Origin of the sequence: Anabaena sp. 4-3 (assembly GCF_001597745.1) — a bacterium.
GTDB lineage: Bacteria > Cyanobacteriota > Cyanobacteriia > Cyanobacteriales > Nostocaceae > Trichormus.
In genome coordinates this window covers 23088-38342 of the sequence record NZ_LUHJ01000065.1, presented here as the reverse complement: position 1 = coordinate 38342, position 15255 = coordinate 23088, and the positions used below count along the sequence as shown (strand labels likewise).

Here is a 15255-nt window from a genome sequence, read left to right as displayed (position 1 = left end):
GGTGATGCCCCTCTTGCAAAAATTCATCCAACACGGTTCAACAAACCAGAAAAGTCATTTTGTTGAAGCGATAGTTGTTTAAGCTGTTATACCCAAGGAGGTTTAGATGAGTCGTCTTCTTTATGAAAGTGCGGTTTCATACAAAGGATATCTCATCATCCCATTTGTTTTTGGCAAAGCAGACCAATACGAAATTTATTCGTATAAACTCCTGTCAGAAATAGGTAGGAAAAGTCAATTTCATCAAGCAGATAATCCGGCGGAAATTTACGGTAATAGCATCAGCAATATTATAGAGATTGCCAAAGAACATATCGACCAAAATGCAGATTTTATCAGTCAAGGCGACAGCTTTCAATCTCGCTATGTTTACCGCCAAAATTTAATTATTCTCTTTGAAAGTCACGGTAAACATTTCTACGACCATTATCTCCCAGAGTTGTTAAATAACATTGCTGCGCCCAAATTATTTACATCTAAATATGACTGTCTCACATGGGTTCAACAAGGAGTTGATGAGCAATATCTACGCCAGAGGGTGATGTAGGAAGCAGGGGGCAGGGTGCAGAAGGCAGAGGGGGAAAATCCCATGCCCTGTGCATCAATGCCTAATCCCTCATTCCTTCAGCAGCAGGTAATATATAGAACCCGTGCTGACTGTAATACCAGCGCGATCGCCTGCTACATCTCCATAACCTAAGAAATAATCTACCCTGCCAGGCCCTTTGATGGCACTACCTGTATCTTGATCTAGCACAAAGCGGCTAACTCTCCGGTTGACTAATTGCCCACGGCGGTTAGGATAAGGAAACGTGCCATTTATTACAGCTAAAGCACCAGGAGGCAATAAAGCTTTATCTGTCGCTATGGAACGTTCTGGAACTAGCGGCACGCCTGTACTACCTGTAGCGGGTTCGCCGTTAGTTTCCTTAAAAAATATGAAGCGTTCCCAGCGTGGTAAATAGTTATCCATCGATTGGGGATTTTTCTGGAAATAGCTAATAATTCCCGGCATATTTAGCTGTTCTTTCGAGAGTTTACCATCTTGAAACAGCAATCTACCAATACTTGTCCAGGGGTAATCAGTTCCACGCGCAAAACCTACACTCGTTTCAGTGCCATCAGTTAGCCGTAGCTTGGCTGAACCTTGGATATGAATCATGTATGCTTGAAAGCGATCGCGTAACCAAAACATCTCTAAACCCTTTAATCGGCTTTTATTCCCCAACAAGCCGTCTACCCCTTCTAATTCCTCCCGTTTGGGGTGGGGTTTCGTCCATTGGTCAAAGTCTGACGGTACGCGATAAATGGGATACTTATATTCTGCCGTCGGTGTGCGACTAGCTTGATAAATTGGTGCATAGTAAGCCGTAAACTTCACCCTACCCTTACCATCATCACCCACAGACTTATAAAAAGCAAATTCCCGCTTGACATTTGCTTGCAGTTGTGCAGGAGTCTTAGCCGTAGCTACCAATTGGCGGAAACGTTGTAAACTGCGGCGTACTCTATCGCGGGTAATTTCTTTGATAGGGTAATTGTTATAAGCGTTGATAGCCCTGTCTGAGTTTAAATAACTGAGGCTATTGTCAATTGATTTTAATAGAGATTGGCGATCGCGTCCTAAACCACCATGTCCGAAAAATAACTGTTCATCCCAACCTAAACAAGCACTTCGGGGTGTACAAGTGCCAATATCAATCAGTTTTAAAGGTGCTGGTGCTGCGGTTGGTGTCGTGGGTGCCGTTGGCGACACCTGACTAACAGCTATCGGTAACGGCTGAAATAGGGTAATTCCCAAACCCAAGGAAAATAAAGCCAGTGTTTTTTTCATTTGTCACTCATCTCAGCTTCACATCTTCGAGATGTTTTTTAACACACACTAAGACTTTTCCTTCTAGCTTTAGTTTCCGTCTTTCATCACTGTAGTAGACTCACACAGCTAAAGTGATGCCAAAAAATTGTAGGTTGGGTTGACGGAGGAAACCCAACACCAATATCTGAGTTGGGTTGTGCTGCGCTTAGGGCTTTCCCGAAAATCAATTATCAATCTTGTGGGGGAGCCACTGCGTTGGGCGGCTGTGCCGACTTGTAGCAAGTGGTGTTGGGCATCCTGCCCGCCCCGAATATATCGCCTGTTTCAATCCCTAATAGGGATTAGTTAATGTTGCAACTTCCCACTTCCAAACTTATACCCATGCTTTTTGAGGGCAGATGTTTCAATCCCTAATAGGGATTAGTTAATGTTGCAACGACAAACCATCGGAAGTCAAACGCATTATTAGACGTGAATTCGAGTTTCAATCCCTAATAGGGATTAGTTAATGTTGCAACGCCTGTGCGCGTGTTGTCATTGCGTCCATCTGTTCAGTGAGTTTCAATCCCTAATAGGGATTAGTTAATGTTGCAACGGTAGGTTAAACGCCTACCCTGTTTCATTGAGATGTTTCAATCCCTAATAGGGATTAGTTAATGTTGCAACTATGTAGTCATACTTAAGCTGGTATTCAGCCATTGTTGTTTCAATCCCTAATAGGGATTAGTTAATGTTGCAACAAGATCATTGAAAAAGACCAATAGCACCGACAGGTTTCAATCCCTAATAGGGATTAGTTAATGTTGCAACTGTTTATTTAGCTTATGAGGCAATAGCATTTTTGTTTCAATCCCTAATAGGGATTAGTTAATGTTGCAACCTAGTTATCTTATCTCTTGCCGCTTCTTTCTGGCGTTTCAATCCCTAATAGGGATTAGTTAATGTTGCAACCATTGGTCAACGATTTCCTGAGCGCGATCGCCATGGTTTCAATCCCTAATAGGGATTAGTTAATGTTGCAACGGCAAAAAAGCTTTACAGCAATTTTGCGAGGACATAGTTTCAATCCCTAATAGGGATTAGTTAATGTTGCAACTGTATTCTTTCTTGAGCATCTTCTGGAAGTTTACTGTTTCAATCCCTAATAGGGATTAGTTAATGTTGCAACCTTCCAGATATTGAATCTGCATTGCCCCTTCTACGACCACCCGTTTCAATCCCTAATAGGGATTAGTTAATGTTGCAACCGTCGTCATCACATCGTATCGCTGTAGAAGCAGCGTTTCAATCCCTAATAGGGATTAGTTAATGTTGCAACCGAGTGCGATCGCCCACTGGCGTTGGTCGGGTGTAGATGTTTCAATCCCTAATAGGGATTAGTTAATGTTGCAACGGAATGTTTATCACGATCCCGTTAGCGTTCACAAGTTTCAATCCCTAATAGGGATTAGTTAATGTTGCAACACTTTTTTTATTATAGCATCATTGAGAGTATTTTTAGTTTCAATCCCTAATAGGGATTAGTTAATGTTGCAACTATAGATCGCCTTTTTGCGGCGTTGCAAGCTGCGCTATGTTTCAATCCCTAATAGGGATTAGTTAATGTTGCAACCCTAGTGATGTCACCGTTTCGGTAGCAAAGGTGTCAGTTTCAATCCCTAATAGGGATTAGTTAATGTTGCAACTGCCAATCCGTGCCAGATAAGTTTGTAGCGATTTCTTGTTTCAATCCCTAATAGGGATTAGTTAATGTTGCAACAAATCAAATCTCAGAAGTCAAGAACTAATTTTAAGTTTCAATCCCTAATAGGGATTAGTTAATGTTGCAACGTCTTGCGCTTCTATCGTAAATTCAAATACTTGTTTCAATCCCTAATAGGGATTAGTTAATGTTGCAACAGCAAAATTAAAATTCTCCAAGTTCATAATTTCTGTTTCAATCCCTAATAGGGATTAGTTAATGTTGCAACTGCGGCAACCGGAAAGCTAATGTATATGAGGTTTTCAAGGTTCAGATTCGCGGATGGGTCTATCATAACACGAGGAAAATGTCAGTTGATTTATACAAATCGCTGAAACCCTTGCTGTATAAGGTGCGCGGATGGTTTTAAATAAATTTTTCTGCAAAAGCTTGTGACACAAGGAATACAGCCATTTTGCTTTAACACCAAATTTTTACACCTACCCATCCGCGCAATTGAATACTTTCCGCCCCTACGGCAACCAAAAATCAGGCAGAATAGATTTACCTAATTCTCGCACTGTTTGATTAACTTTTCTAGCCACTTGTATATGGGCTTCGTCTGGCTCAACGGGTAAAATCTCAGCAGGTGTACCGCTTGCCAAATTAGAAATGACTAAATTTGCCGCTTCTAAACCTGTAACATAAGCTTTCTCCTGTGACCAAGAACCATGTCTGTTAACTATCCAATCTCCACTCATGAATACATTAGCAAAACTGGTCTGAGCAGGTAACATATAACGATAACTACCCGGTGCAAAGTGAGTCACAGCCTGGGGTAAGCGAATTATACTACTATCAATTACCTTTGCTTCTCTAAACCCAGGCACACAAGTAGTTAAATATCGCTGCACCGTCCCCACAATTTCCTCATCACTCCAAGTTAAAAACTGATTAGCGTGATAAAAATCAGCCTCAATTACAGTTCCTTCTTCTTGTTTATATTCATCATGTAAAGCATTTAAATCAAAGAAAGTCCAGCCTGTAGTATCATCAAAACCAAAACAAGCATTAGAAGGACGTTTAATCTCAACTTTGCGGTCAAACCATAGCCGAGTCGCTAAGACATCAATCGCCCCTAAGTTTTGCAAATTGCGAAACTCTGGGCGACTTTGTAAACTGGGACTACTGGCGACAATTTTTTTCATCCCAGTCACACCCACCGCAAAAATCACAGCATCCGCTTCAAATACTTCATCACCACAAACTACACCAGTAGCTTGATTATTACTATCAATAATTAAATCTGTAACCCGATGTTTAGGTAATACTTTCGCGCCAGCTTTTTCGATTTTTTCCACCCAGGGACGAAAGATTTTTTCGCCCACAGTTCCCCGACACCAAACTACATCAAAATCCGCTTGATGAGCTAAAATAAAAAAGTACAACATTCCTAAAGTTGCGGCGGCTGAACATTGTTCACCAGGAGCAAATAAACCTACTAATAACATCGGTTCAAATGCTTCTTTATACAGTCGCGCCGACACACCAAAATCTTTAAATAATTCCCGTGCGGTGACAAAATCATAACGCCGCCAAGCTGCATCAGAATTATCAAAGTCAACTACAGAGTAAAGTAATGGTAATGCACTGAGACGGTCGATTAATGGCAACCGTTGAAATTGGGTATAGATGAAAGTACCCAATGGTGTGGGTAGTCTGGGTAAGTCTTGAAAAATTGGTGATTCTACTTCCAAACCCGCCGGGGAATATTGGGCGGAACGAGTCCAGGTAGTGAAGGGATTAATTTCTAATTCGTTGATGAGGGAAAAAATGTTTCTGTAGGGATACCAAAAGCCGTGAATACCTGCTTCTACAGATTTACCGCCGGTTGTTTGCCAACCCGCTACCAGTCCACCGGGATAGGGGCCTGCTTCTAGAAGCGTTACATCATAACCTTGTTTTGCTAAATGGTAGGTTGCACCTAAACCAGCCCAACCTGCACCTACAACTACTACTTTCTTTGATTGTGCTTCCTGTATCATTTTACCATCCAATGGTTACACCCCATCAACTAATTTATCTGATGTTGGGTTCAATGTTCCCTCGCTCATCCAGGCTAAATTGAAGGCTGTTAACTTGACACTCATTTGGGGAAAAATATATCTGACTAATTTTAGGTAGATATTTGCAGCTTACCCTATGAAAACAGCCGTATCTTGGCTGATTGGCAAACGCAGTTTATTCCAAAGCCAGATTTTCATTTTAGTGGCGATCGCATCGCACCTGCTGATGGGCTGTACTACTCATCAGCCAATCGTCAATCCCAACCCCAATCCATCGCCAATCAACGGCAATAGAGTATCCAGAAGGGCAAGGGAAAGGCAGGGAACAATTTATAAAAGTTATACTGTCTCAGCTAGTCCCCTAGAAAATCTACCCCAATTGACCATAGGATTACAACCTATCCCCAGTCAAACCGCACCCGAACTAATAATCAAACCCTTAAAAGATTACTTGGAAAAATACCTAAGACGAAAAGTTGAGATCAAAATTGCCCAGGATGAACCAGAAATTATTGATTGGTTGATGCAAAACCGGATAGATATGGCTTATTTAGAGCCTTTCACCTATCTGGAAGCACTAGAAAAGCAAGCCCAAATTCAACCTTTAGTAACTGCAATAGACAAACATACAGCACAACCTTGGTCTCGGTCTGGTATAGTTGTCAAAGCCAACAGCACCATCAACAGTTTACAAGACCTCAAAGGTAAGCGCGTTGCTTTTGTGAAGAAACCATCTACTTTTGGCTATCTTGTACCATTAGCTCAACTGACAAAACAGGGAATTAATCCTGAGCGTGATTTTGCCCAAGTCATTTACACTGAGAATTATAGTCAGAGTCTGGCAGCACTAGAAGCTGGTATTGTTGATGCTGCCGCCACTCATATTTCCTTCTACCGTCAGCAGCAAAAAACTGGTAAACTCACACCGCAAAACTTCAAAATTATTTGGGAATCTACCCCCATCACCAATTTTCCCATAGTCGCATCCAACAAACTACCCCCTGAGTTAATACATCAACTCAAGCAAGCATTTGTGAGTAGTCTAGATACTCTAGAGAATCTGGGAGACAGGGAATCATCTGGATATACTCTTGTTGTTCCTGCCGACTATACTCCTATTCAAAAACTCCGCCAAGAATTAAAATTAATATCTCCCGCGCAATCATGAAAATTTATACCAAGTTACTCACAAGTGCTGCTGTATCTGTTGGACTGGTAATAGCTATCCTTATGGGCAATATGATAGTGGTTCAGCAAATTAAGCGCACTATCCTAGATAAAAGTTATGAAAGTACAAAAACCCTGAAAGCTGCTGTACAAGCAGACAATGCCTTAAAGTCAGAAATTTTGCTGCTCAAAAATGCTGTTTTGTTGCAGAATCAAGAGCAAGACATTAAAAATGCTCGCCATCAGTTTATAGAGTCTCTGAATCAATTAGAAAGCTTCATGCCCAATGCGCCAGAAATTGCTGTAATTCGTCGCCGCCATCAGTCTCTACACCTCATGGCAAATCAATTAATTCAACAAAATCCTCAAAACAATCAACTGGCAGATTCGCAACAATATTTTCGCGCCATCAATTCCTTTAATCGAGATATTGAGTTATTTCTTAACCCTTTAATTGAACGTGCGGAACAGCAAAGATTATTATTAGAACAAGATTTGGAAAACCTGCAACAAGTACAGCGAATTATTGCCTTTGTGGTTGTGGCGGTGATTTTGATTGTCTTTGCTGCTACATTGGTGCTGATTTGGCAGCCAACAATTAAGGCTTTGTACAGTTTACAATTAGGAACAGATGAGATTGCCAAAGGTAACTTCAATTATCGGTTGCAAATTCGCACAAATGATGAAATTACTGAATTGGCTGAAGCATTTAACCAAATGGCGGTTAAGTTGGCTAAATCGCGTGAAACATTGCTAAAAAATACAGAATTAACTGACATCAACCAACGTTTAGAGTTAGAAATTGCTGAACGCAAACAAGCTGAGTTAGAATTACAAAAAGCTTTAGAAGAATTACAAAGTACACAAGCCCAACTAATTCAAACCGAAAAAATGTCTAGTATCGGTCAGTTGGTAGCTGGAATAGCACATGAAATTAATAACCCGGTAAATTTTATTTATGGCAATGTAATTCATGCTAGTGAATATACTCAAAATCTCTTAGAGTTAGTCAATCTCTATCAAGAAGAGTTTCCCATGGCAGGGGAAAGCATTCAGTTCAAAGCTGAGGATATGGATTTGGAATTTATCCAAGAAGATTTACCGAAAATTCTCGATTCGATGAAAATGGGTTCTCAGCGCATTCAGCAAATTGTCTTGTCTTTACGCAATTTCTCCCGTCTGGATGAAGCTGAGATGAAAGAGGTGGATATTCACGAAGGTATTGATAGTACATTGTTGATTTTACAAAATTGCTTCAAAGCGAAACCAGACCAAGCCAAAATTGAGATTATTAAGGAGTACGGACAGTTACCTTTGGTAGAATGTCATGCCGGGCAGTTAAATCAGGTATTTTTGAATATTATTAATAATGCCATTGATGCGCTCAATAGTTATAATTCCCAACGTTCCCAGTCAGAGATTAAGGCGAATCCTAGTCAGATTAAAATTCGTACCGAACTGATGAATCATGACCGAGTAGTAGTGAGAATTAGCGACAATGGCCCAGGAATGTCCGAACAAGTGCGACAAAAGATATTTGACCCCTTTTTCACCACCAAACCTGTAGGTAAAGGTACGGGGTTAGGCTTGTCAATTAGTTACCAAATTATTGTAGAAAAGCACTCTGGGGTGTTGCGGTGTGAGTCAGCACTGGGTGAAGGATGTGAGTTTTGGATTGAAATTCCGTTACGTCAGCAAGCAAAATCAGTAGTAGTCAAAAAGACGCTGGGAACACAGCAAGCGATCGCCTAGTAACCCCAAAGGAAATTTTAGCAATTCATCAGTCCAAAGGATCAACACGATTCAGTAAAATCGCTAGTGGAATCATTGGTAAGCCTACGAGCAAACAAATTAACCATTGAGATAAATTTAGAGGAGCAGTATAAAATAAGATATTCATCAAGTTCCATTGACTGAATATAATCTGTAAAATTACTGCACAACCAATGCCAATTCCCATGACTGAGGCATCATTGAATGTTTGTCTGATTCCCCGCAGTCGATTAATTATTGCCATTCCTAATTGACTAATACTTAATAGATAAAATAATCTCCCCGCTACTAACGCCTGAATTGCCATTGTGCGGGCTAAAGCAACATTGCCTGTGGTTTGTCGTATCCATTCAAATACACCAAAAATCAAAATCCAGTTAAAGATAGAAATTGTAAAAATACGCTTGATTAAACTGCGGGAAAGTAAGGGTTCGCGGGGACTGCGTGGCGGTTGTTGCATGACTCGCTCTGACTTAGGCTCAAAGGCTAAGGGTACTGTCATGGCGATGGAATTCACCATATTGAGCCACAGCACTTGTAAAGACAAAATCGGTAATACTCTAGCTAGTAGCACACTGATTAAAATTGTCATCGATTCACCGCCATTAACAGGTAAGATAAAGGCGATCGCTTTCAATAAATTACGATATACAGTCCGCCCTTCTTCTACCGCCGCTTCGATAGAGGCGAAGTTATCATCAGTCAAAATCATGTCTGCGGCTTCTTTTGCCACCTCCGTACCCGCGCCCCCCATTGCAATCCCAATTTCTGCTTGTTTTAAAGCTGGTGCATCGTTGACACCATCCCCAGTCATCGCCACAATTTCGCCTTGAGATTGCAGGGCTTCCACAATGCGAAGTTTTTGTTCTGGTGCCACACGGGCAAACACTGAACCATCTTCTATTGCTGTAGCCAGTTGGGATTTATCCATTTGGGCGAGTTGGCTACCAGTGAAAGCCAGAACTTCACCATGTTGATTAAAGCCCATACGTTCGGCGATCGCTCGTGCAGTTACCGCATGATCACCTGTAATCATTTTCACTTGGATGCCAGCATTTTGACAGGCAGCTACGGCGGCGATCGCTTCCTTCCTGGGAGGATCAATCATACCTTGCAATCCCAAGAAAACTAAATCTTCTTCAATATCTGCATGATCAACTGCATCTTGAGCAGGTGAAACAGATTTTTTCGCAAAAGCTAGCACCCGTAAACCCTGATGAGCCATAGCATCAACTTCTTGATGTATGGTTTCTGGAACTATAGCAGTTAGATTCCCCCCAGCGTCTAACATTTGCCGACAACGTTTGACAATCGCTTCTACCGAACCCTTAACATAGATAGTTCTCCCACCTGAAGCATTGTTCCCACTCCCATCTTCATGCAAAGTTGCCATGTATTGAAACTCAGACTCAAAGGGAATCACATCTAGTCTGGGCATTTCTTGTTCTACATGACGGCGATACAGTTCCACTTTATTAGCCACAACTATTAATGCTCCCTCTGTGGGATCACCGACAACCTGCCATTGCCCTTCCTTTTGTTCTAAATGAGAGTCATTACATAACAACCCTGCTTTGAGACATTCTGCCAACACCGGAGAATCATCCCAATTTATGGCTTGTTCATCTAATAAAATTTTGCCTTCGGGAGCATATCCCGTACCAGTTACCTGATATTTTTTCCCACCTGCATAAATTTCTTGTACAGTCATTTGGTTCTCGGTGAGTGTCCCGGTTTTATCAGAACAGATGACTGTCGCACCGCCCAGAGTTTCCACGGCTGGCAACTTTCGCACGATCGCATGACGGCGTGCCATCCGGGAAACACCTATTGCTAATGTCACCGTCACTACAGCAGGTAAACCTTCAGGAATCGCACTCACAGCAAAGGCAACCGCCGCTTCAAACATATCTGCCCAGGAATTGCCATATCCCAACCCGACAGCAAACGTCAGCGTGGCTATACCGAGAATGATGTATAGTAAAGTACGGCTAAATTTATCAAATTTCCGAGTCAGGGGAGTTTTCAGGCTCGTGCCTTGCTCCATCAGTTGAGAAATCCGCCCGGTTTCTGTGGCTTCACCAATCGCCACTACAATACCTTTACCAGTACCGAAAGTCACAAAACTACCAGCATAAGCCATATTGGTACGTTCTGCTAAGGGTGCATCTAAACTCAGGGGTGGGGTGTTTTTTTCCACCGCCACTGATTCCCCGGTGAGTGCTGATTCATTGACTTGCAGATTGCGAGATTGTACCAGACGCAAATCTGCGGGGACTTTATCACCAGAAGCGAGTAAGACAATATCCCCTGGTACTAACTCAGTTGAGGAAACTTGTACCTTTTGATGGTTGCGGATGATAGTTGCATTGGTTTGGACTGAAGAAGCTAAAGCGGCGATCGCACTTTCTGCTTTTGATTCTTGAATAAATCCAATAATGGCATTAATCAGGGTGACACCCCAAATTACCCAAGCATTTACCCACTGTCCAATAAAAGCCTTAATTGCACCTGCAATTAGCAAAATGTACAGCAACGGCTGGTTAAACTGCAACAAAAACCTCACTAATGGACTTTTTCCAGGTTTCGCCTTCAGTTCATTAGCACCAAAACGTGAGCGACGGTTTGTCACTTCCTCAGCAGTCAAACCGGTATCAAGATTTGTGTCTAACTCTTGAGCCACCCTAGATGTAGGCAAATTATGCCATTGCTGTGACTGCATAGCAATTTTATCTGTTGCTGTCATTTGATTAGCCTCATATTTCCCATAGGCAATATATGAAATTCGACACCACCAATTCAGGAATTGGTTCCCCCCTACTCCCCACTCCAGCCATTACGCTTATTGTGGAATACGCCAAGGTTGCCAAGCTTGCTGTTTCACTTGAATATTACCCTGAATCACAACAGCATCCCAACGCGTTGTTTCACCCTCACGCCAAAACTGTATATCTACTAGCGCATGATTAATTTCCAACTGACGCAGGGTGATGTGAGGCAACCATTCTGGTAAGTATGGATCAACGTAAAGCAGGCCATTGGGTGCATCTGCTTGTAAACCGAGCATCGCTTGTAGGAGATGAAAAACCGATGCAGCTGCCCATGCTTGGGGTACATTAGCTTCTAGATAGGGAACTGGAAATGTTCCTGGTTGTCGCTCAATACCAGCGTAGAGTTCTGGTAAACGGTAACTAGCAAAATACCTAGCAGCATCAAAAATACCTTCAGCCACCTGTGCTGCTTCTTGAGCAAAACCATAACGTTTAAATCCCATGGCAATCATACCGTTATCGTGAGGCCAAACTGAACCTAAGTGGTAAGAAAAGGGATTGTATGCAGGATTTTGACTGGATATTGTGCGAATACCCCAACCACTCCACATATCTGGTTGCATTAAGCGTTGCACTACACGCTTTGCGCGTTCAGGACTAATTATACCACTCCACAGGCAATGACCAGGATTGGAAGCCACAGTACGCACGGGTTGTTGATCAGGATCGAGGGTTAAGGCATAAAAGCCTAAATCTTCACACCAAAACTGTGCCTCAAATTTTGCTTGTAGTTTGGCTGCTTGATGACGTAATTCACTAGCGTAGTTACTTTCTCCCAACACAGTAAACACTTCTGCCATTCGCATATAGGCATCAAAAGCATAGCCTTGCAGTTCACACAAGGCTTTGGGAGCATCTACTTGACTACCATCAGGATAAGCGATCGCATCACCGGAATCTTTCCAACTTTGATTTTCTAGTCCATCTGAGGAACGCATTTGATATTCTTGCAACCCATCCCCATCAAAGTCGCCATACCGCTCAATCCACTCTAAGCAACGTCGAGCTACATCCCGATAGTCTCGCAACAGCGACTCATCACCTAACCATCTCCAAGCCTCATGTAATGCAATCAAGAATAAAGAGGCAGTATCGGCAGCACCATAATAGGGAGAGTGTGGTATTTTATTAAAATACGCCAGTTCACCCATGCGTATTTCGTGCAGAATCTTTCCCGGTTGAGCATCTCGCCAATCATTATGAACCTGCGCCTGAAATTCTGCCAGTTTCTGCAATGTACCCCTGACAAAACCAGGATGCACAATCATATTTTGCAGACTAATAATCAAACTATCACGACCAAATAAAGTCACAAACTTGGGGACACCAGCCGCAGGTATCCAAGTATCGCCACTAAATTTGTAGTCATACAAACGCAAAGCCCCCAAATCTTCTATAGATTGGCGGTAAAGTCGATTAATATCTTCATCAGCAGAGCTAATATTAGTAACATTGTCTTGCCATTGTTGTTGAACTTTGTCTAACCCTGTTTCAATGGCTTGCTGATAAGACAAGTCTACTGGGCGACGAACATATTCGTTATCTGCCAAGGTGTAAACACAACAAGTATTCCAAGTTGCCCCAGGTTCTAAGGTAATCTCAAAAATCATCCGCCCATTGCCATAATGCGGCTGTACTGGACAGTTGGCTAAACGATAACTAAGACAACGGAAAAAATCATCATTGCTATAGGTTGTTACCAGTTCACTTTGTTCTTTATCCCATCGCGTTTCGATGCGACCGCGACGTACAATATTTTGTGACTCAACTTCAAAAATATCAGCAAAGTCTGAACGTAGGGCTATTTCTAAATTGAAATGCACCTTCTTCTGTCCATAATTGGTGATTTGCAACTCTTCCCTGATACCTTCGCTAGCAACCCGACTAATAATTAGTGATAGAGTTCCTTGAGCGTATAACCCATCATCGGTTGTAAATACTGGATTGATCAGATAAATACGAGCTGCATAATAAGAGGTGGTTGTAGAGGTCAGACGTATCCAGGTTTTACCGTTGATATAACAGGCATAGTAACTCAAAAACCGAGTATCATCTGAAAAAATTCCTTGTGAAGTTTCAGGGTGAATATTGCCCCATAAATCAGACACCATAAAGGTTCTACCATGATTGATGGTTAAATTGGGAGGCCCTACATTTATTCTCATCTGTTACTCCATGAATCCTTGCTTACCATCACATTTGGATAAAACTAAGCTTGCAAAGATATTTGTCTTTCACTCACCAATGCGGGCAGAATTTGTTCCCCAAAAACTTCAATAAATCGTTGCTGTTCTTTGTTGACATTGTGCAGGTAAATTTCCTCAAAACCTAGTTCTACGTCTTGTTGCAACCATTCGATATGTCTTTGGGATACAGATGAAATCCGCACATATTCATACATATCCTCTGGCTTGACAAATTTTGCCACCGCATCAAATTGCTGAGGATTATGGAGTTCTGTTAATACTGGGCTGCTAAAAATGTTTGTGCGCCATTGTTCGTAAGCACCTCTTAAAGCCGTTTCTTCATCTTCAGCGTAGGAAAGTTGTACTTTCAGGTACATCGGCTTATTTTTGCCGCCGCCTCTACGGAAAGCATCTACTACTTGTTTTAATTTCTCGTAAGGATGAGAAATGGTAATTAGTCCGTCTGCCCATCCCCCTAGCCACTCGGCGGTTTCTGGTGTAATCGCTGCCCCAATAATTAGAGGTGGAACTTCTGGACGTGTGTAAAGTTTTGCTTCTTGTACTTTTACTAAACCATGATAAGTTAAAGTTTCCCCTGTCCAAAGGGTGCGAATGATCTCAGCGCATTCCTTGAGGCGGACATTACGTTCAACTTTTCCAGGCCAGCGATCGCCTGTGATATTTTCATTCAAGGCTTGACCACTTCCCAAGGCTAACCAAAACCGATGGGGAAACATCTCCCCCAAAGTAGCTGCTGCTTGAGCAATAATAGCGGGATGATAACGTTGTCCAGGGGCGCAAACTACCCCAAAGTTAAGGGGTACTGCTTGCATAGCTGCACCTAGCCAAGACCAAGCAAAACCGCTTTCTCCTTGGCGCACACTCCACGGATGAAAGTGATCTGAGCAAGATACACGCTCAAAACCTGCATGGTAGGCAGTTTGTGCAAATTGCAATAGCTGACTCGGCTTAAATTGTTCATGGGAAGCATGATAACCAAACTTTGCCATAACTCTCCTCCTCTGGGATTGCGATCTGAGTCGTAGTTCAAGAGAGTAAAATCTTGAGAATCTTCTGGGGCGTGTTACACCTTCTGCGTTAGCGAAGCTCCTCCCTTTGGGAGGCTCGCCCAACAAGTACATCCAATTGATTGACTCATGCAATACTCCTTAGCTCAACTTTTCTACGTTATGAATGACCGAAGTACGTAATATTTTTGATAATCTACAGGGATTTTCTACAAAGCGATCGGCGGCATCAATCACCAAATCAGCAAGATAAATCCAGTAGAAAATCTCCTACAAATCCGTCAGGCTATCTCAATAGTCGATATAATAAGTGATATACAAAAGACCAAACGTGTACAGCAACTTCTCTTAGGTGGGAAAATTCAATCAACCGCAACCTTTCTGTCTAGAGGAATGTATTAAGATGATTTTTCCCTGATTTCAGTGTATCTGCATCCCTAATTAGAGATAAATTTTCGTTGCTGACCACATTACACTAATGGAATAAACCAATTTTTCGGTAATTAGTTGGGTTATCCAGTAGTAGTTCTGAAAAAAAGAATTTACTGCTAACTTTGCTACAGGGCGAACGATGGGACTCGAACCCACGAGTGGTGGAACCACAATCCACTGCCTTAACCACTTGGCTACGCTCGCCATTCACATTCCTGATTATAGCACTATTTTTTGGAATTGATCTAGAAATGAGCCAAAATTTTTTTTTAGAG

The 15255-nt window shown here is 42.0% G+C and carries 8 protein-coding genes, 1 tRNA gene and 1 CRISPR repeat array; of the genes, 3 read left to right on the top strand and 6 right to left on the bottom strand.

The window, feature by feature from the left end; genetic code table 11:
- Window positions 1-106 precede the first annotated feature (106 nt).
- On the top strand, window positions 107-547 hold the full coding sequence (locus tag A3775_RS17240; RefSeq protein WP_066383362.1) for a hypothetical protein: 441 nt from the start codon (window positions 107-109) through the stop codon (window positions 545-547).
- Window positions 548-616: 69 nt separating this feature from the next.
- On the opposite strand, the gene A3775_RS17235 is transcribed toward A3775_RS17240, so the two are convergent.
- On the bottom strand, window positions 617-1834 hold the full coding sequence (locus A3775_RS17235; protein WP_066383361.1) for a murein transglycosylase A: 1218 nt from the start codon (window positions 1832-1834) through the stop codon (window positions 617-619).
- A gap of 302 nt (window positions 1835-2136) precedes the next feature.
- Window positions 2137-3786: direct repeats of the CRISPR family, unit length 37 nt; unit sequence GTTTCAATCCCTAATAGGGATTAGTTAATGTTGCAAC.
- Between the two features lie 244 nt (window positions 3787-4030).
- The gene (locus A3775_RS17230) at window positions 4031-5542 is read right to left on the bottom strand and encodes an FAD-dependent oxidoreductase (RefSeq protein ID WP_066425993.1); all 1512 of its coding nucleotides are present in this window, start codon (window positions 5540-5542) and stop codon (window positions 4031-4033) included.
- A gap of 157 nt (window positions 5543-5699) precedes the next feature.
- Here A3775_RS17230 and phnD point away from each other — a divergent pair, with 157 nt between their 5' ends.
- Window positions 5700-6731 carry a phosphate/phosphite/phosphonate ABC transporter substrate-binding protein gene (phnD, locus tag A3775_RS17225; protein ID WP_066425992.1) on the top strand — a complete coding sequence of 344 codons (1032 nt, stop codon included), beginning with the start codon at window positions 5700-5702 and terminating at the stop codon, window positions 6729-6731.
- Window positions 6728-8482 carry an ATP-binding protein gene (locus A3775_RS17220; protein WP_066425990.1) on the top strand — a complete coding sequence of 585 codons (1755 nt, stop codon included), beginning with the start codon at window positions 6728-6730 and terminating at the stop codon, window positions 8480-8482. Before phnD ends, A3775_RS17220 begins: the two co-directional genes overlap by 4 nt.
- 28 nt (window positions 8483-8510) lie before the next feature.
- Here the strand turns inward: A3775_RS17220 and A3775_RS17215 are convergent, their stop codons facing one another.
- The 4 genes from A3775_RS17215 to A3775_RS17200 all read right to left on the bottom strand — a co-directional run bounded on the left by A3775_RS17215 (window position 8511) and on the right by A3775_RS17200 (window position 15184).
- Entirely contained in the window at window positions 8511-11249 is a 2739-nt protein-coding gene (locus A3775_RS17215; RefSeq protein WP_066425988.1) for a cation-transporting P-type ATPase, read from the bottom strand.
- Between the two features lie 96 nt (window positions 11250-11345).
- On the bottom strand, window positions 11346-13499 hold the full coding sequence (locus tag A3775_RS17210; RefSeq protein WP_082803775.1) for a glycogen debranching N-terminal domain-containing protein: 2154 nt from the start codon (window positions 13497-13499) through the stop codon (window positions 11346-11348).
- Between the two features lie 44 nt (window positions 13500-13543).
- Window positions 13544-14530 (bottom strand): TIGR03885 family FMN-dependent LLM class oxidoreductase, encoded by a 987-nt coding sequence (locus A3775_RS17205; RefSeq protein WP_066383345.1) that lies wholly within the window; start codon window positions 14528-14530, stop codon window positions 13544-13546.
- A 581-nt stretch (window positions 14531-15111) separates the two neighbouring features.
- Window positions 15112-15184 (bottom strand) — tRNA-His (locus A3775_RS17200).
- Window positions 15185-15255 lie beyond the last annotated feature (71 nt).